Origin of the sequence: Corynebacterium glyciniphilum AJ 3170 (assembly GCF_007673095.1) — a bacterium.
In the GTDB taxonomy this organism is placed as follows: Bacteria; Actinomycetota; Actinomycetes; order Mycobacteriales; family Mycobacteriaceae; genus Corynebacterium.
This window is the reverse complement of record NZ_VDYZ01000017.1, coordinates 22,541-39,312: the sequence shown is the minus strand read 5'-3', so window position 1 is coordinate 39,312 and position 16,772 is coordinate 22,541. Positions and strand designations below refer to the sequence as shown.

Here is a 16,772-nt window from a genome sequence, read left to right as displayed (position 1 = left end):
CCGCTGAAGATCACCCCCACCCGCCTGTCCGACGGCCGTGAGCTGATCTACTTCGACGACGACCCGGACGTCCTCGCCGGACGCGCCACCCGCGAACTCCACGACTCCCGGGACCTGCCAGAGACCGTGGCGGAATCCGAGATGCGACGCGACCCGCTGACCGGCCAGTGGGTGACCTACGCCGCGCACCGCAACAACCGCACGTTCATGCCGCCGGCGAACGAGAACCCGCTGGCCCCGACCACGCCGGGGAATCTGCCGACGGAGGTACCCGCCGACGACTACGACGTCGTCGTCTTCGGCAACCGTTTCCCGTCCTTCTCGACGTCCATCGCCATGCCGGACGACCCGGCCGACTACGCGTGGACCGTCGACGGACAGGACCTGTACCCACGGCGCCCCGCGGAAGCCGCCTGCGAGGTCATCTGCTTCACCCCGGACACCACGAAGTCCTTCCGTGACCTGTCGCTGAGCCGGATCCGAACCGTCGTCGAAGCCTGGGCGCACCGCACCGCGGCCCTGTCACGGATCGACGGCGTGGTCCAGGTCGCCCCGTTCGAGAACCGCGGCGAGGAGATCGGGGTGACACTGCAGCACCCGCACGGGCAGATCTACAGCTACCCCTTCCTGCCGCCGCGCTCCCGCCAGGTCCTGGAGAACGCCCGCGAGCGCCGCGCCACCACCGGCCGTGACCTCTTCGACGACATGCTCGCCGCCGAGCGTCGCGCCGGTACGAGAATCATCCTCAGCACCGAGGAGTTCACCGTCCTCGTCCCCGCCGCGGCGAAGTGGCCTGTCGAGGTCATGGTGACGCCGAACCGTCCCGTCGCCGACTTCACCGACCTCACCCGGGACGAACGCGCGGCGCTGGCACGTGTGCTGAAGCCGCTCTACATGGCCGTCGACCGGTTCTTCGAAGGCGTGGAGCGCACCCCGTACATCGCCGCGTGGAACCAGGTGCCGGTACAGTCACGGCTCACCGGGGACGACGAGTCACTGCGCGGGGAGGGGCGTCTGCACCTGCAGCTGTTCTCCCTGATGCGCTCACCGCACCGGATGAAGTTCCTCGCCGGCTCGGAATCGGCCTTCGGCGCCTGGATCAGTGACACCACACCGGAGGCGGTCGCGGAGAGGATGCGTGCGGTATGGCCCGGCGACAAGGAGTGGCAGTGACACCTGACGGGACACCTGACTGGTGGACGACCCGCGACGACGCCCGGCTCGCGTCCGATGCCCGCGCACTTTTCGCGACCCATTTCGGTGACAGTGCGCACTGCGAGGGCGTGTGGGCTGCGCCGGGGCGGGTGAACCTCATCGGCGAGCATGTCGACTACGCCGGCGGGATGTCCCTGCCGTTCGCGCTGCCGCAGAACACCGCCGCCGCCGTGGGACGTCGGACAGACGGTCTGCTGCGACTGGTGTCCGTGCCGCCGGGGGCGGACGCTGCCGAGTACGCGGAGATCAGCCTGGACGACGTGGGCCCTGAGCAGCCCGACGGCTGGGCGGGGTACGCGGCCGGTGCAGTGTGGGCGGGCCTGCAGGACGGGGTGATCCCGCGCTGTGACGGCCTGGACGTCGCCCTGGTGTCCGATGTCCCCGTTGGTGCCGGTTTGTCCAGTTCTGCGGCACTCGAGTGTTCTGTCGCGTTGGCTGCCTACGAACTCGCCACCGGCCGGACACCCGGTACCGAGGATCTTCCACGGCTGGTTGCGGCATGCATGCGGGCGGAGAACGAGGTGGTCGGCGCGTCAACCGGCGGGCTCGACCAACGCAGCGCTTTCTACGGACGTGTGGGGATGGCTCTGGCCGTCGACTTCCTCGACGACTCGGTCGAGACGGTTCCCTGCGACCTGTCGGCGGTGGGTCTGTCGCTGCTGATCATCAACACCAATGCGCAGCACCGGCTCGTTGACGGACAGTATGCGTCACGGCGAGGCGTGATCGACGCCGTTGCCGGGTATCTCGGTGCGGCGACGCTGGGGGAGGCGGTGGCGTCGGTGGACGTCACGGCGGTGGAGGACGCGGTGACGAGGTGGTCGGCCACCGAGCAGGCCCGTGACCTGCTCGGAGGTACGGGACAGGAAGAAATTACCAGGACCGCTCTGCGCCGCGTCCGACACGTCGTCGACGAGATCCGACGGACCAGGGACGGTGCTGTACCGGCACTGCGGGACGGCCGGGCGTTTCCTGCCTACGGCACTACCACCTCGCTCGGGGAGCTCATGAACGCCAGCCATGCAAGCCTCCGTGACCTGTACGAGGTGACGGTGCCCGAGTTGGACTGTGCACAGGAGAGCGCGCTGGCCTGCGGGGCACGGGGTGCACGGATGACCGGTGGCGGATTCGGGGGCAGCGTGATCGCGCTGGTCGGGAATGACGGGGTAGAGCGCGTCGCTTCAGGTGTGGCCACGGCCGCCCGTGAGCGGGGTTTCCCGGACCCGGCGTTCTTCATCGCGGAACCGTCCGCCGGGGCGCGCCGGATCGGGTGACGGGCGTTCACCGTCCACGGTGCCCGTCGCCGCAGAACCCCAGGGGCTGTGTCGGTCCCGGCTCGGTAGAACCGACACAACCCTGGGGTTCTGCGCCTTCACACCCGGGAACCGCGAGACCTGGCCCTTGTCGAACCGACGAAACTGTGTCATGATCAGGCGGCCCGGAGCAGAACGCCCCGGGCACAAGCCAATGACGAGTCAGAGCTCCGGGAAGGGGAGTGGCATGGACACGAAGCATCGTGACCTCCAGGTCCAGCGCCTGCATGTGCAACAGCACCTGCCGGTGCTCGCGACGCTGCCCGCTGCCCCCTTTACGTGGTCGCTGCAGCCACGCAGCCTTCACTGACTCTCACCCATGTTCCGGGCGAGGCGTCGGTGCCCCGTCCGGACGGAAGTCACGCTTGAGACATCACGCTGAGGACGCTGACAGAGCCTGAGAACCTGCTGTCAGCAGTCGGTTCGCTCCCCGGACGTGTACCTGACTGCTTCGCCCTTTCACCAGAAAGGACGACCATCATGTCCACTGACTCCGTCGACATACCGGGAGTGACGCTGAAGGAGAACAAGCTCCTCAGCTTCGCCTCCGACGTCGACGACAACACCCTCGACCAGGCACGCCAGCTTGCCGGCCTGCCCTTCGTATTCCCCCACGTTGCGCTGATGCCCGATGCTCACTTCGGTAAAGGCTCATCCGTCGGTACCGTCTTCGGGACTGAGAGAGCCGTTATCCCCGCCGCCGTCGGCGTGGACATCGGCTGCGGAACGATCGGTGTACGTACATCGTTCAGCAGCGGCGATCTGGCCGGACGGGAACTCACGGACCTGCGTGACGCCATCGAGCGCACGATTCCGTTGTCCCCCGGACGCTACAACGGCTGGGTGCTGGGTGGAACCGCGGAGGCACGTACCCGGGAACTCTCCGAACTCGCGGAGAACACCGGTGTGGATCTCGGGCACTCGAAGAAGTGGCGTCAGCAGCTGGGGTCGCTCGGCGGCGGTAACCACTTCATCGAGTTGTGTCTCGACGAGGAAGACCGGGTCTGGATGTTCCTGCACTCCGGCTCGCGCGGGGTCGGCAACAAGATCGCGCAGAAGCACATCAAGACCGCCCAGCGGCTGATGCGTACGTTCTGGGTGCAGCTCCCGGACCAGGACCTCGCATACCTGCCTGAGGGCACTCCCGAGTTCGACTCCTACCTGCGGGATCTCGCCTGGGCGCAGCGGTTCGCCTGGTTGAATCGCGAGGAGATGATGGACAGGTTCTCCACACTGCTCGGCGAGTGGGTCGGCAGGCAGGTCGAGGAGACCGAACGGATCAACTGCCACCACAACTACACCGTCAAAGAGCAGCACTACGGACGGACGGTGTGGCTGACCCGTAAGGGTGCGGTCCGCGCCGACGAAGGAGTGAAAGCGCTGATCCCCGGGTCGATGGGGACGGCGTCCTACGTGGTCGAGGGACGTGGCTTCGCGCCGGGTCTGCGCTCGGCACCCCACGGTGCGGGGCGTCGGTTCTCGCGGAACCAGGCACGTAAGCGCTTCAGTGCGGAGGACCTGGACGCCCGGATGGACGGTATCGTCTACCGGCCCGGTGACGCTTTCGTCGATGAGATTCCGGACGCGTACAAGGACATCGACGTGGTCATGGCCGACGCCGAGCCGTTTGTCCGCGTGGTGCACAAGCTGCGCCAGGTGATGAACGTCAAGGGGACGTAGCGTCTGAGTTCCTGACCGCGATGATCTCCCCGTGGGTGCGTTCAGGACGCCCGCATCGTGTTGCTGCGTGGGTGACCGTGAAACCGGCCTCTCCGACGAGCTTCTCGAGGGCATCGAGTGGCCAGTGGTAGGCCGTGGTGACGGCATGGTCGAAGGATCCGTGTTCTGCGGCCGTGAAGAAGCCGAGGAGTAGACCACCTCCGGGCCGTACACACCTGGCGAATTCTCCGAGAGCCGTAGCAACCTCGCCCGGGGCCGAGTGAATCAGGGAGTACCAGGCCAAGACCCCGCCGAGGGAAGAGGAAGGGACGTCGAGGTTCTCGGCACGTCCGATGCGGTAGGGGACCTCCGGATGCATTCGACGTGCCCGGCCAATGAACTCCCGGGCCGGATCGATCCCCTCAATGGCGAGACCCTGCGCGGCCAGCCAATGTGTCCACTGGCCGGGGCCGCATCCAACGTCGAGGATCGGGCCATCGACGCTCTGGGCCCATTTGCCGATCAACTGGAGATCCGCGTCGGCGGCGTGGTCGATACGTCCTACCGCGTTGATGTACTCGTCAGCCCGGGCGCCGTACGCTCCTGCAGCCACGGTAGGTGTCATGAGGATGATCCTAACGGCCCTTCCGGCCGTATGTCGTGGAGGTAGGGTGAGACCCATGGTGACCATGGGAAAGACGTCGTGACTGTTCCCCCGGCCCTCGCCGGACCACCTGCAGGGGAGCTACGGGTGCCAGAAATGCTCCGCCGGACGCTTGAGACTCATAGCTTCAGTATGGAAGGTGTGGAGCCTGTCTGGCGTAATGAAGCAGGTGGACTGACGTTCGCTGTCGCCGGGACGCCGGGGCATCCAGAGATCTACGCGAAGTGGAACCCGGCCTCGTCGGGAGAGTCGCTGGAGAACGAGGCACGACGCATGACTTGGCTCCGGGAGCGTCATCCGGTGCCGGAGGTTATTGAACTGGACACCAGGGGAAGTGGCGAGGTCCTGCTCACCAGGGCACTGCCGGGTGAGAGCGCGGTGTCGGCGCGATGGCGTGCGACACCAGAGGCGGCACTGCGTGCGCTGGGGGAGGGGCTCCGTCGACTGCACAGCGTGCCGATTGGCGGATGCCCGTATGACTGGAGTGCGGAAAGACGGCTCGCTGCGTTGGGTGTGCGCCGTGGGGTTACGCCATTGGACTCCGTTCCGCCGGTTGACCGTCTGGTGCTGTGTCAGGGTGACCCCTGTGCGCCGAACACGTTGATCGGGGACGACGGTTCATTCCTCGCGCACGTCGATCTCGCCCGGCTCGGAGTGGCCGACCGGTGGGCGGATCTTGCGGTGATGTCGATGTCTCTGGCATGGAACTACGGTGACGCCGACGAGACGGGTTTCTGGGAGGCCTACGGTGCAGACCCCGACCCGGAGCGTATCGACTACTACCGCCGTTTATGGAATGCGGAGTAGCGGGCCGTACGCTTGTTCCCGCGCGTGGATGAGGACGGCGCAGCGGGATCCGCGGTTGAACAACACATGACCCCAGGTTTGTGTCGGTTCTCAGGGGGTGAGACCGACACAAACCTGGGGTAGCAGACGAGTGTGTGGGCGGGATCGATTCCCGCCGCCACCCTCACGACTCCCTACGGCGTGGTGCCGTGGATGTAGCCGAAGCGGTGCTCCGTGGTCGTCACGGCCTGCTCCAGCAGCATCGGCAGCAACTCGCGGCGACCGTCCGGAAGGACGGGGCGGTCGAGCACGACGGAACCGGACCGCGCGGCAGCCTCGTAGAGGCCCTCGTCGACGTCACCGAGGGTGCGGATCCGCACACTCGGCTGGACACCGATTTCTGCGGCGAACTCGGTGTCGGAGACCATGCGGATCCGGTTGGCCAGCTCGCCCATCTCCGACGCGACGGACGCAGCTGCGGAGACGTCGAGTCTGGTCCCGGTCACTGACGCGCCGAGGTAGAGTCGCAGCAGGTCACGGAGGTTGGCGTTCGTGCCGATGCGTACGCGCAGCGGCTCCAGCAGCGGCCGGTAACGGAAGACGTTGGACTCCACCACCAGGGCTGTCCGGTCGTGTTCGATACCGAACTCGGAGGTCCAGGCCTGCGCGTCCGACTCTGCGGCGCGTCGGAGCCACCGGTGGTCGTCCTCGGTGAGCACCGGATGTGCCATGCCGTGGAACTCGCGCAGCATCTGGGTGATTTCGGTGGAGACGCTGCCGCTGTGGAGTTCGCTGATGTCTCCCTCAGTCCAGTATCCCTGCTGGGCGACGTAGTTCGGGCCGCCTGCCTTGGCGCCGTTGCCGATGGAGGAGCCCTTCCAACCTCCGAAAGACTGGCGTTGGACGATGGCGCCGGTGATGCCCCGCTCGACGTAGACGTTGCCGGCTTCGACCCGGTCGCGCCAGAAGGCCGTCTCGTCGCGGTCGATGGTGTGCAGGCCGGCGGTCAGACCGTATCCCGTGGAGTTCTGCCATTCGATGGCCTCTTCCAGCGTGTCGGCGTGCATGACGCCGGCGACCGGGCCGAAGCACTCATGGGTGTGGAACCAGGCGCCGGGGCGGACGTTGTCGCGGAGGCCGGGGCTCCACAGGGTGGCGTCATCCACGGTCCCGTTCAGCGGCTCGGGCTTCACCAGCCATTTCTCACCCTTGTCCAGCTTGGTGAGTCCGCGCAGGAGTTTGTCTCCGGCGGGTTCGATGATGCCGTTCATGTCGGTGGAGATGTCACTTCCCGGCCCGACATTCAGCGACTTCACGGCGTCGACGAGCTGCCCCATGAACCGCTTGGACTTGCCCATCGATCCCACGGTGATGATCAGTGACGCGGCGGAGCATTTCTGGCCCGCATGTCCGTAGGCGGACGCCAGGATGTCGGACACCGCCAGATCCGGGTCGGCGGCCGGGGTGACGATGATCGCGTTCTTCCCGGAGGTCTCGGCGTTGATGACCATCCGCGGATCCCAGGAACGGAACAGCCGGGCGGTCTCGGAACCGCCGGTGAAGATCACCGAGTCGATGTCCTCATGGGACACCAGGCGTTTACCTGCGTCCCCCTCGTCGGCGTTGACGAGCTGCAGCATGTCCTCGGTGACACCTGCCTCCCGCAGGGCCTCGACGAAGACCTCCGCGATGCGCAGGGTCTGCGGCGCGGGTTTGATGATCACGCAGGCACCGGCGGCCAGTGCGGCCATGCAGCCGCCGACGGGAATCGCGATGGGGAAGTTCCACGGCGGGACGACGGCCACCGTCCGGTAGGGGGTGAAGGTGGAACCACGGTGGCGGTCGATCTTGCGCGCGGATTCCGCGTAGTAGCGGCAGAAGTCGATGGCCTCGGAGACCTCGGGGTCGGTTTCCGCCACGGTCTTGCCGGCCTCGTGGACGGCGGCAGCGATGAGACGGTGGCGGTTGTCGGCGAGCGCGTCCGCGGCACGGTCCAGTATCTCGGCGCGCTCGGCGCCGGTTCTGGAAGCCCAGGCCTCGTGTGCTCCCAGGGCGCGTTCGACAGCCTTGTCGACGACGGCGGGGTCAGTGACTTCCTCACTGACCGCCGGGCCCGGGTCGGAGGACGGGTCGACGATACGTGCCGCCCAGTCACGGTTGGCCGGCAGGTCGGAGTCCGTGTCCGGCTCGTTGACGAAGTTGCCGGGAACGCTGGCGGAGCGCGCCCCGAGCTTCCGACGGGACTCCTCTGTGCGGTCCTGCGTCCGACGGGGGCCTGCGTCGGTGGACCACCGTTCACGTACAGCGGCGAGGTAGCGTTCGCGCTGCCCCTCCATCGGGGTCATGCCTGTTTCTTCGTCATTCTCGGGGGTGAACATGGCGTACAGGAAGTTCTGCTTGGCGCCGTTCTCTTCGAGACGTCGGACGAGATAGCTCACCGCGACGTCGAAGTTCTCCTTCTTGACGACCGGGGTGTACAGGATCACCTCGCCCACGACATCGCGTACCGCCTCGGCCTGCGCGGGTGCCATGCCCTGGAGCATCTCCGCGTCGATCTGGTCTTCGACGCCCCGCTCAACCGAGAGTTCGTGGGCCAGCGCCATGTGGAAGACGTTGTGGGTGGCCACACCGATGCGGATGGCGTCGGAGTGCTCCGGACGCAGTACCCAGTCGAGCAGTCGGAGATAGTTGGCATCGACCTCCGCCTTCGTCAGGTACGGGGTCTGGGGCCAGTCGTGGAGTTCGGAGTCCACCCGCTCCATCGAGAGGTTCGCGCCCTTGACGATGCGGACCTTGATCTTTGCGCCGCCACGGTCACGACGTTTCCGGGCGAACTCGGTCAACTGACGGAGGGCGTCGAAGGAGTCGGGCAGGTACGCCTGAAGGACGATCCCTGCCTCGAGCTCGAGGAATTCCTCCTCGTCCAGCAGTTCGGTGAAAATCCTCAGGGTGAGGTCGAGGTCCTTGTACTCCTCCATGTCCATGTTGATGAAGGGGTGAGGTGAACGCTTCATGGCCTCGCGGTAGAGCGGCCGGAGCCGCTCTTTGAGGCGTTCGGTGGATCCGTCGAGGTCCCAGTGGTTCAGCTGGGACACCACGGCGGAGGGTTTGACGCTGACGTAGTCGACCTTGGGGTTGCGTACCAGGTCGATGAGGTCGTCGCGGCGGCGCACGGCCTCGTCCTCACCGAGGACGGCCTCGCCGAGGAGGTTGATGTTGAGACGGAAGCCGGATTCGCGGGCGTTATCCAGCATCTTGTCCATGGTCGATCCCTCGGCGTCGAGGACGAGGTGTCCGACGACGGAGCGCAGGTACGCGCGCGCGATCGGCATCACGATCTGGGGGAGCAGCGGCGCGGCGATCGACCCTGCGGTCATGAGGATCTGGTCGACGATGCCGAGGAAGCCGGGGACCGGCGCCTGACGCTTGACTGGGTGGGCGATCTTGGCGAACTCGTCGGCGGCGACCTTGTTGTCCTCGGGGCGGGCGACGCGGTCGACGAAGCTGAAGGTGAACTCAACGCCGCTGGGCTCGTGGACCATGTCAGCGAGCTGCTTGGTCGACTTGCTGGTTTCCTTGACCTGCAACCAGGTGTCGGCGAGATCGAGGGACTTCTTGACCACGGCTTCCACGTCGTCGGCGTGCTCTGGACGGGTGGTTGCGGCGGCTGGGGACGTGTTCGGGGACATGGGTGACCTCCTGTCGGGCCGGTGCGCCGGCCCGGGTGTGTCAGTGACGGTGAATGAGCTGGTCAGCTGGGGTAGTCACTCTGCAGCAGGAGGACGGTCTCCGACCGGTCGGAGACCTGTCAGTGCCGTGAGGCCAGATGACGGTAGGTGGTGCAGCACGGTGCTCCTCGCTCTCGTCGTACGTGTCCGGGGTGTCGTCGGACGGCGGCGTTCTGTTCCACCGCGCGGGGCAGAGGAGAGTGGGCCCGTGGGTGATCTGGGGCCCGAGCCTACGCGCACGTCAGGAACTGTGCCGGTGGGAGCGCGGTCACGGGTGTGCCCGTGCACCACCCTTGCAGGTGGGTGAACAACGGTTTCTGTATGAAATGAACGGGGAATAGCGTGCTTCCGCTCGATTTCAGACAGAAATCGTCGTTGTCCGCCAGGTCATCAGTTCGCGGGGTACTCCATCGGTGCACCGGGGCCGAGCGGAATGCCCAGAGCCCACCATGCCAGGAAGAAGAGGAACCATCCGACGAGCATCGCCATCGAGTACGGGATGGACATCGACAGCAGGGTTCCGAGCCCCGCCTTCTTGTAGTACCGGGTGAGGAAGGACAAGGCGAGCGCGAAATACGGACTCATGGGGGTGATGATGTTCGTCGTCGAGTCGCCGATGCGGTAGAGCATCTGTGTGACCTCCGGTGAAATGCCCACGTACATCATCATCGGCACAACGACCGGTGCCATCAGCGCCCACTGGGCGGAACCCGACGTGATCATGAGGTTCAGCAGGCACACCATCACGATGAAACCGATGAAGAGGACCACCGGGGGCAGGTCCCAGGTCTGCAGCAGTTCGCTGCCCTTGATCGACAGGAAGTTCCCGAGGTTGGACCATTCGAACCAGGCCAGGAACTGCGAGACCGCGAAGAACAGCACCATCATCGGCAGCAGCGTCTTCAGTCCGCGGACCATGAACTCCGGGATGTCGGCGGGAGCGGTCACTGTCCCGACGACGACACCGTACACGGTGCCCAACAGGAAGAAGCCGAGCGCGATCGGTACGGCGATGTCCGTGATCAACGGGCTGTCCATCACCTCACCGCCCTCGCCCTGCAGCGGAGACCCCGGCACGAAGAGCAGTGCGAAGTAGACGGCGAGTCCGACCAGGCTGACCAGGCCGGTGATCTTCAGTCCGCGGCTCTCCTTGTCCTGAAGTGTGAGGTCCTTGACCTCGTTCCCGTCCTCGTCGGTGAAGGCCACTTCCTCGTAATTGACGTGGTCGTGGTCCACCAGCTGGTGGATGCGCCTGTTCATGAACAGTTCGGTGACCAGAGTGATGATGACGGACAACACGATCGCGGAGGCCATGACGAAGAAGTAGTTCGACAGCGGGTTCACCACATAGTCTGGATCGACGATCTGCGCGGCAGAGGTGGACAGTCCTGACAGCAGGACATCGGTGATGTTGAGCACGAGCGAGGAGTTGAAGCCGCCGGAGGATGCAACGAAGGCGACCATGGCGCCCACGATCGGTGAGCGTCCGATGGCGTGGAAGGCCATCGCGCCGAGGGGGATGACGATGACGTAGACGGCATCCGACGCCACCGAACCGGTGACACCGGCGAGTGCGACGGCGAACGTCAGGGTCTTCGGTCCGGTCTTCGCCACCATCGCCCGCACCAGGGCGCTGATGAGTCCGGCATGTTCAGCGACCGCGACACCGAGCATCACGGTGATGATCACGCCCAGGGGCGGAAAGTCCGTGTAGTTGGTGACCACACCGGTCACGATCTGGTGCAGGCCGTCGGTGGTCAGCAGGTTCGTCACCTCGACCGGGTCCCCCGTCTGGGGATCGGACGCGGACCAACCTGCCAGTGATCCCAGCCAGCTGATAACGAGGACGAGGCCGCCGAGAATGACGAAGAGCCAGAACGGGTTGGGCAGCTTGTTGCCCAGCCACTCCACCCATCCCAGGAAACCGTGGGGTCGGTCTCCCCGTTTCCGGGTGTCCGTGTCTCTGTGGTCTCCGGGGGTCTCCGACGAGGTCGGGGTCTCCTGTGGCGTCATGGGGCAGCAGACTACCAACGCGGCAGGGGGTGTGCAGGAAATGTACGGAAATAGACTTGTCACAGCAGTCACATCTGTTTCTTTTGTCCCACGGGGTCGGGTACGGTAGCGACGTGATCACATTCGACAAGGTCAGCAAGACATACCGGACATCCACCCGGCCTGCATTGCAGGACATCTCGGTCGAGATCGAGAAAGGGGAGTTCGTCTTCCTCATCGGCCCCAGTGGGTCGGGCAAGTCGACCTTCCTGCAGCTCATGATCCGGGAGGAGGAGGTCGACGCCGGCGAACTCCACGTCGCCGACTTCCACGTCAACACCCTCCCCAAGCGGAAGACACCTCAGCTGCGGCAGAAGATCGGCTACGTCTTCCAGGACTTCCGGCTGCTGCCGAACAAGAACGTCTACGACAACGTCGCGTTCGCGCTGGAGGTGACCGGTCGGCGTCGCGACGCCATCGAGAAAACCGTCCCCGAGGTTCTGGACATGGTCGGCCTCGCGGGTAAGGGTCAGCGGATGCCCGACGAACTCTCCGGCGGTGAGCAGCAGCGGGTCGCCATCGCCCGGGCCTCAGTGAACCGTCCTCTCGTCCTGCTCGCCGACGAGCCCACCGGCAACCTGGATCCGGACACCTCGGCGGAGATCATGGCACTGCTCAACCGCATCAACCGCGGAGGGACCACCGTCGTGATGAGCACCCACGACGACGTCGCCGTGGACTCCATGCGGCGGCGCGTGCTGGAACTGTCCAACGGAAAGCTCGTCCGCGACGACGCCCACGGCATCTACGCCGTCGGGCGCTAGGGAAGGAACACGACCATGAAGATCCGTTTCGTCCTCAAGGAAGCCTTCGCGGGGCTGACCCGTAATGTGACGATGACCGTGGCGATGATCATCACCACCGCCATCTCCCTGGCCCTGCTGGCCACCGGCGTGTTGATCACCAACATGACCGCCGACACCAAGGAGCTCTACCTCGACCGGATCGAGGTGATGGTCCAGCTCGACGACGAGATCTCCGCCAGCGACCTCGACTGCTCCAGTGACGTCTGCAAGGACATCCGGGACACTCTGGAGAACGATGATGACGTCGAATCGGTGACCTTCCGCAACAAGGACCAGAGCTATGAGCGGTTCGTGGAACTCTTCGGCCAGTCCGACCCCGTTCTCGTCGAACAGACCTCGCAGGATGCCTTCCCGGCGGCGCTGCACGTGCGTCTGGCCGACCCGTTGGACACCAGCCCCATCGACGAGATCGCCGAAAAGCCCGGAGTGGCGACCATCGTCGACCAGCAGGACGACCTGCGCGGGGCGACACAGAACCTCGACGCGGTGCGCAACGCCAGCTTCGTCCTCGCCGCAGTGCAGGCGGTCGCCGCGGTCTTCCTGATCATGAACATGGTGCAGCTCGCGGCGTTCTCCCGCCGGCACGAAACCAGCATCATGCGCATGGTGGGGGCGACCCGGTGGTACACCCAGGCGCCGTTCATCCTGGAAGCGGTGCTGGCGTCCCTCATCGGTTCGCTGCTGTCGGTGGGTGCGCTGCTGCTCGGCAAGAGTTTCCTTCTTGACCAGGCACTGGGGTCGTTGTACGACGCGAACCTGATCGCCAGAATCACCGCCGCCGACATATGGCTGGTCTCCCCGTTCATCATCGTGGCGGGAGCCCTCGTCGCCGGGGTGACTGCGCAGGTCACACTGCGCTGGTACGTGAAGAAGTAAGCAGGTAGAATTCTTCGGGCTATGGCGAAGAAGAGCACACCGGTGGACTCCGGACGTAAAAAGGGCGAGAAGGCCGCCAAGTCGGGGAAAGCCGGCACGAAGAACGGTGGCCCGCTCGTCGTCGCCACCAACCGTAAGGCCCGCCACAACTACCGCATCCTCGACACCGTCGAAGCCGGGGTCGCCCTGGTCGGCACCGAGGTCAAGGCGCTGCGTGAGGGCAAGGCGTCCCTGGTGGACGCCTTCGCCACCATCGACGACGGCGAGGTATGGCTGCGCAACCTCCACATTCCCGAGTACGCGCAGGGGACGTGGACGAACCACTCGCCACGTCGGGTCCGTAAACTCCTGCTCCACCGCGGCGAGATCGACTCGCTGATGGGGAAGGTCCGGGACGGGAACAACACCCTGGTCCCGCTGCAGCTCTACTTCGTCTCAGGACGGTTGAAGGTTGAGCTGGCGTTGGCCACCGGTAAGCAGGACTACGACAAGCGTCAGGACATCAAGCGCCGTACCGAGGAGCGTGAGGCGACCCGTGAGCTGGGTCGTCGGATCAAGGGAATAAAGGGCTGAGTCACCAGGTTGACTGGGGTAACTCACCCGAACTAGAGTGAGTCATCCTGCCACCGCCGAGCTTTCCGGTGACAGGGATGCACCACAAGGGGTCGATCAGGTTTCGACTTCGTGCATTGAGCCAGGGGAAGCGTGCCGGTGCAGGCTGGAGACCACCGTAAGCGTCGCAGCAACCTATAGGCGCCGAGAAGAACACTCAGCGCGACTACGCCCTCGCTGCCTAATCAGCGACCGCGTGTCTGTCAGCCCGGGTAGGTCCCTGACCCGGTCACTGGCATCAGCTAAGGGACTTGACGCTACCGTCCTGTCGTTCGGGCGAGTAGCGGACATTTCAGAGCGACTGGGCTCATCGTCCGGGCACGTCCGCATGACCCGGAGAGCCGAGCAGAGATGGCCGCGGACTGCGCACGGAGAAGCCCTGGCGAGGTCGCGAAGGACCCGGGTTCAATTCCCGGCGGCTCCACAGATACCCCCGGTTACCACTGAGGTGACCGGGGGTTTTCGCATGTCAAGAGGTTTTTCGCTAGTCTCCGAAAGTGACTGGAGATGACAGTTTGAGACCAGAATCGACGGTCGCAGACCAGGATCCAGACCAGACCAGACCAGGGAGAGCCCCCAATGGCACCACGTAGCTTCGGCACCGTCCGACCAACCGGTGAGGGGAAGTGGTCTGCGCGATACCAGGTTGCCGGTCGCAAATACTCCAGCCCCGAACCGTTCGTCAAGGAGTCTCAGGCACGAGCATGGCTAGAGAAGGAGCGTGCCCTGATTCGCGATGGCGACTGGACGGATCCCGCAGAGCGCTACGCGGCTAAGCAGCGCTCAAAGCTAACCGTGGGTCAGTGGTTGGACCGGTATCACGACATCAAGGAAGCCGAAGGGCTGCGGAAGTCGACTCTGCGGACGTACCGGAACCATACGGCCTCAAGAATCCACGCATACCCCATAGCCAAGATCCCATTGGTCGATCTGACCGCCGAAGACGTGCAGGACTGGTGGGACGGACTACAGCGTGAGTTCCCGGAACGAGACGACCGCAAGGCCAGCGGACGGGAAACGAGTCGTAAGGCCTACGTCCGGCTCAAGGCCGCTTGCGGTGAGGCCGTGGCCCGCAAGATGATCCCCGCGAACCCTGTCGAGGTGCGCAAGGCCGGTAAGAAGATCACCACGAAGACGAAGGAGCTGCCGACCCGCGACGAGCTACGGGCCATCGTCGACCATGTACCTGACGCCTATCGCTTCGTCGCGGTGATGTGTGCGTTCCATGGTCTGCGGATCGGTGAGGCCTTAGGGCTGGAGCCTGACGATGTCCTGGTTTCCGAGCTGACGGACGACGACCGGCCTACCGTCGACGGGAAGCTCTTCATCGGCCCGTTGCTGCCATCCGTGAAGATCCGCGTCAAGGGCAACGTCCAGCGCATCGTCGAGGACGGTCACACGATGATGGTTCGACAGGGCACGAAGACCGTCTCCGGAGAACGTGAGGTGCCTGTCCTGGACGGCTTCGAGGGCATCGTGTTCAACCAGAAGGCCACCGCGTCCGCTGCGGGGGACGAGTACCTTACGACGACGAGGAACGGCGCGGTCGTCATGGATACGAGTTTCAGGTCGATCTGGAATCGAGCGCGGGAGAAGGCGGGAGTCCGAGCCGACATCACTCCCCACTACGGGAGGAACTGGCTCACTGTGGAGTTGGCAGAGAGCGGAGCTACGCCCGCCGAGATCGGCTCTATCCTCGGACAGAAAGACCTGACGACGATCGTTAGCGTGTATATGAAGGTGAAGGCCAACCGGCCTACGGATCTCATGAAGAAGGTGTCTGGACGATGACGAAGGCGGATGCACTCGGACGGTGGCTACAGCTCAATCCGGAGGTAAAGAAAAGGCACCTGGTCTCAACGTGGCGTCTGGCGGGAGCGGGGGACGTCCTCGGATGGACACTCGCGGTCGACGGGAACGCGATTGTCGTAGGTCAGGTCAATGCCAAGTCCAGCGGAGCGAACTTCGCGCCGATCCCTGCCGAGCACCCGCGCCTGAGCCTGGGGGAAGTAGCGTCCTGGACGCTCTCAGAGGCTATGCGGAAGATCGACGAGGAACAGGTCACCGACAGGGATCTCAACGGCTTGTATCGCTCTAGTGGTGGCAATCCACGGATCACGTGGACCGCCTACGTGGACGAGGACGAGGTTAGCGACTCTGCCGAGATCGTTCCTGGTGTGTTCGTCGCAAGCGCCCATGTTCGCGGCCTGGTGCCTCTCGAGACCGTCCTGACGGGGAGGAAGAGCATCATCCTAACCTCGGACGACATCGCGCCCGTGGCGGGGGAGGACGCGGGACGGCTTGTTCGTAGTCCGTTCACCGAGGACGGCTCACCGTCGATGTCGCCCACAGAGAAGCTTCGCCATACCGTGTCTCGGTGGGACAGGAGTTGACATCGGCAGACAGCTTGGTCTATTCTCTGTTCCACAACTTACTTCGCCCCCGGGAAATCCGGGAACACATCAAACCAGTGGGCATGGCTTGAGATCCTAGGAGATCTCGCCATGCCCAAATATATGTCCGCACCCGTCGAGGACAGCATCACTGCTGAGCCGTGGGTGAGTGTCGCGACCGCAGCGGAACACTTCGAGGTGAGTACCCGCACCGTGCACCGACTCATAGCGGCGGGACGCGTACCGGTGATGAAGTTAGGCCGTGCTACTCGAGTCCGACTATCGGATATTGAGGCGACCGCTACCGTCCTCCCGGTCATTGACCTGTGATCGGAACCTACGGTCGAGAGCATGACCGAGCCCTACGTGAGTCTTCAGCAAGCCGCCGAGCACTTCAGTGTGAGCGAAAAGACCTTGAGGCGATTTACCGCGCGGAAGGAGATTCCTGCCTACCGGTTGGGACGGCAGATCCGAGTAAGGATCTCCGAGCTGGAAGCTGCAATGGTCCCGATGGGTAGCGCCGCTCGTTAAGTGCCCCGCTATCGCGCCGGGGCACCCGCAGACGCTCAGAGCGGTTGTCGGGTACTACGACACCCCACGGTGCCTTTCAACGTCTCAGACAGCCGTACAGCGCCGCGGTGATTGTCCGAAAGGCCTAAAACCACCCG

Annotated in this window: 14 protein-coding genes and 1 other RNA gene; 12 read left to right on the top strand and 3 right to left on the bottom strand. The window is 64.8% G+C overall.

Features of this window, described 5'->3' with window-relative positions; translation table 11 throughout:
* Positions 1-3 precede the first annotated feature (3 nt).
* The 3 genes from galT to FS507_RS14535 all read left to right on the top strand — a co-directional run bounded on the left by galT (position 4) and on the right by FS507_RS14535 (position 4,208).
* Complete coding sequence (galT, locus tag FS507_RS14545; protein WP_186314709.1) at positions 4-1,173, top strand: galactose-1-phosphate uridylyltransferase; 1,170 nt, start codon at positions 4-6, stop codon at positions 1,171-1,173.
* A complete protein-coding gene (galK, locus tag FS507_RS14540) occupies positions 1,146-2,489 on the top strand; it encodes a galactokinase (protein WP_145943503.1) in 1,344 nt (447 codons plus the stop codon). The genes galT and galK overlap by 28 nt, the downstream gene beginning before the upstream one ends.
* A 519-nt stretch (positions 2,490-3,008) precedes the next feature.
* Positions 3,009-4,208 carry an RtcB family protein gene (locus FS507_RS14535; protein ID WP_145943502.1) on the top strand — a complete coding sequence of 400 codons (1,200 nt, stop codon included), beginning with the start codon at positions 3,009-3,011 and terminating at the stop codon, positions 4,206-4,208.
* Here the strand turns inward: FS507_RS14535 and FS507_RS14530 are convergent.
* Entirely contained in the window at positions 4,195-4,812 is a 618-nt protein-coding gene (locus FS507_RS14530) for a class I SAM-dependent methyltransferase (protein WP_145943501.1), read from the bottom strand. The genes FS507_RS14535 and FS507_RS14530 overlap by 14 nt on opposite strands.
* Before the next feature lie 171 nt (positions 4,813-4,983).
* Between FS507_RS14530 and FS507_RS14525 the strand changes: the two genes are divergently transcribed.
* Positions 4,984-5,658 carry an aminoglycoside 3'-phosphotransferase gene (locus FS507_RS14525; RefSeq protein WP_260853519.1) on the top strand — a complete coding sequence of 225 codons (675 nt, stop codon included), beginning with the start codon at positions 4,984-4,986 and terminating at the stop codon, positions 5,656-5,658.
* Between the two features lie 173 nt (positions 5,659-5,831).
* On the opposite strand, the gene FS507_RS14520 is transcribed toward FS507_RS14525, so the two are convergent.
* Both FS507_RS14520 and FS507_RS14515 read right to left on the bottom strand, forming a co-directional pair.
* Positions 5,832-9,326: a proline dehydrogenase family protein gene (locus FS507_RS14520; protein WP_145943500.1), complete on the bottom strand. Its 3,495-nt coding sequence runs from the start codon at positions 9,324-9,326 to the stop codon at positions 5,832-5,834.
* A gap of 429 nt (positions 9,327-9,755) precedes the next feature.
* Complete coding sequence (locus FS507_RS14515; RefSeq protein ID WP_186314707.1) at positions 9,756-11,378, bottom strand: AbgT family transporter; 1,623 nt, start codon at positions 11,376-11,378, stop codon at positions 9,756-9,758.
* Between the two features lie 113 nt (positions 11,379-11,491).
* Between FS507_RS14515 and ftsE the strand changes: the two genes are divergently transcribed.
* From ftsE to FS507_RS14475, 8 genes are all read left to right on the top strand, one after another.
* Positions 11,492-12,181, top strand: coding sequence for a cell division ATP-binding protein FtsE (gene ftsE / locus FS507_RS14510; protein WP_145943499.1), 690 nt, complete (start codon positions 11,492-11,494; stop codon positions 12,179-12,181).
* Between the two features lie 15 nt (positions 12,182-12,196).
* The gene (gene ftsX, locus FS507_RS14505) at positions 12,197-13,099 is read left to right on the top strand and encodes a permease-like cell division protein FtsX (RefSeq protein ID WP_145943498.1); all 903 of its coding nucleotides are present in this window, start codon (positions 12,197-12,199) and stop codon (positions 13,097-13,099) included.
* Positions 13,100-13,120: 21 nt separating this feature from the next.
* Positions 13,121-13,672, top strand: coding sequence for an SsrA-binding protein SmpB (gene smpB / locus FS507_RS14500; RefSeq protein WP_038549935.1), 552 nt, complete (start codon positions 13,121-13,123; stop codon positions 13,670-13,672).
* 88 nt (positions 13,673-13,760) lie between these two features.
* Positions 13,761-14,138, top strand: a transfer-messenger RNA (tmRNA) gene (ssrA, locus tag FS507_RS14495).
* 152 nt (positions 14,139-14,290) lie between these two features.
* On the top strand, positions 14,291-15,502 hold the full coding sequence (locus FS507_RS14490; protein WP_145943497.1) for a tyrosine-type recombinase/integrase: 1,212 nt from the start codon (positions 14,291-14,293) through the stop codon (positions 15,500-15,502).
* A complete protein-coding gene (locus FS507_RS14485) occupies positions 15,499-16,104 on the top strand; it encodes a hypothetical protein (RefSeq protein ID WP_145943496.1) in 606 nt (201 codons plus the stop codon). Before FS507_RS14490 ends, FS507_RS14485 begins: the two co-directional genes overlap by 4 nt.
* Positions 16,105-16,215: 111 nt before the next feature.
* Positions 16,216-16,434, top strand: coding sequence for a helix-turn-helix domain-containing protein (locus FS507_RS14480; RefSeq protein WP_145943495.1), 219 nt, complete (start codon positions 16,216-16,218; stop codon positions 16,432-16,434).
* A 21-nt stretch (positions 16,435-16,455) separates the two neighbouring features.
* Positions 16,456-16,635, top strand: a complete 180-nt coding sequence (locus FS507_RS14475; protein ID WP_145943494.1) for a helix-turn-helix domain-containing protein — start codon at positions 16,456-16,458, stop codon at positions 16,633-16,635.
* Positions 16,636-16,772 lie beyond the last annotated feature (137 nt).

Excerpts from the sequence above, each read along its gene's own strand:
- FS507_RS14515 (WP_186314707.1), bottom strand. The coding sequence starts at position 11,378 with ATGACGCCACAGGAGACCCCGACCTCGTCGGAGACCCCCGGAGACCAC.
- FS507_RS14520 (WP_145943500.1), bottom strand. The coding sequence starts at position 9,326 with ATGTCCCCGAACACGTCCCCAGCCGCCGCAACCACCCGTCCAGAGCAC.
- FS507_RS14485 (WP_145943496.1), top strand. The coding sequence starts at position 15,499 with ATGACGAAGGCGGATGCACTCGGACGGTGGCTACAGCTCAATCCGGAG.
- FS507_RS14525 (WP_260853519.1), top strand. The coding sequence starts at position 4,984 with ATGGAAGGTGTGGAGCCTGTCTGGCGTAATGAAGCAGGTGGACTGACG.
- FS507_RS14475 (WP_145943494.1), top strand. The coding sequence starts at position 16,456 with ATGACCGAGCCCTACGTGAGTCTTCAGCAAGCCGCCGAGCACTTCAGT.
- galK (WP_145943503.1), top strand. The coding sequence starts at position 1,146 with ATGGCCCGGCGACAAGGAGTGGCAGTGACACCTGACGGGACACCTGAC.
- FS507_RS14535 (WP_145943502.1), top strand. The coding sequence starts at position 3,009 with ATGTCCACTGACTCCGTCGACATACCGGGAGTGACGCTGAAGGAGAAC.
- ftsX (WP_145943498.1), top strand. The coding sequence starts at position 12,197 with ATGAAGATCCGTTTCGTCCTCAAGGAAGCCTTCGCGGGGCTGACCCGT.
- FS507_RS14530 (WP_145943501.1), bottom strand. The coding sequence starts at position 4,812 with ATGACACCTACCGTGGCTGCAGGAGCGTACGGCGCCCGGGCTGACGAG.
- smpB (WP_038549935.1), top strand. The coding sequence starts at position 13,121 with ATGGCGAAGAAGAGCACACCGGTGGACTCCGGACGTAAAAAGGGCGAG.
- FS507_RS14480 (WP_145943495.1), top strand. The coding sequence starts at position 16,216 with ATGCCCAAATATATGTCCGCACCCGTCGAGGACAGCATCACTGCTGAG.
- FS507_RS14490 (WP_145943497.1), top strand. The coding sequence starts at position 14,291 with ATGGCACCACGTAGCTTCGGCACCGTCCGACCAACCGGTGAGGGGAAG.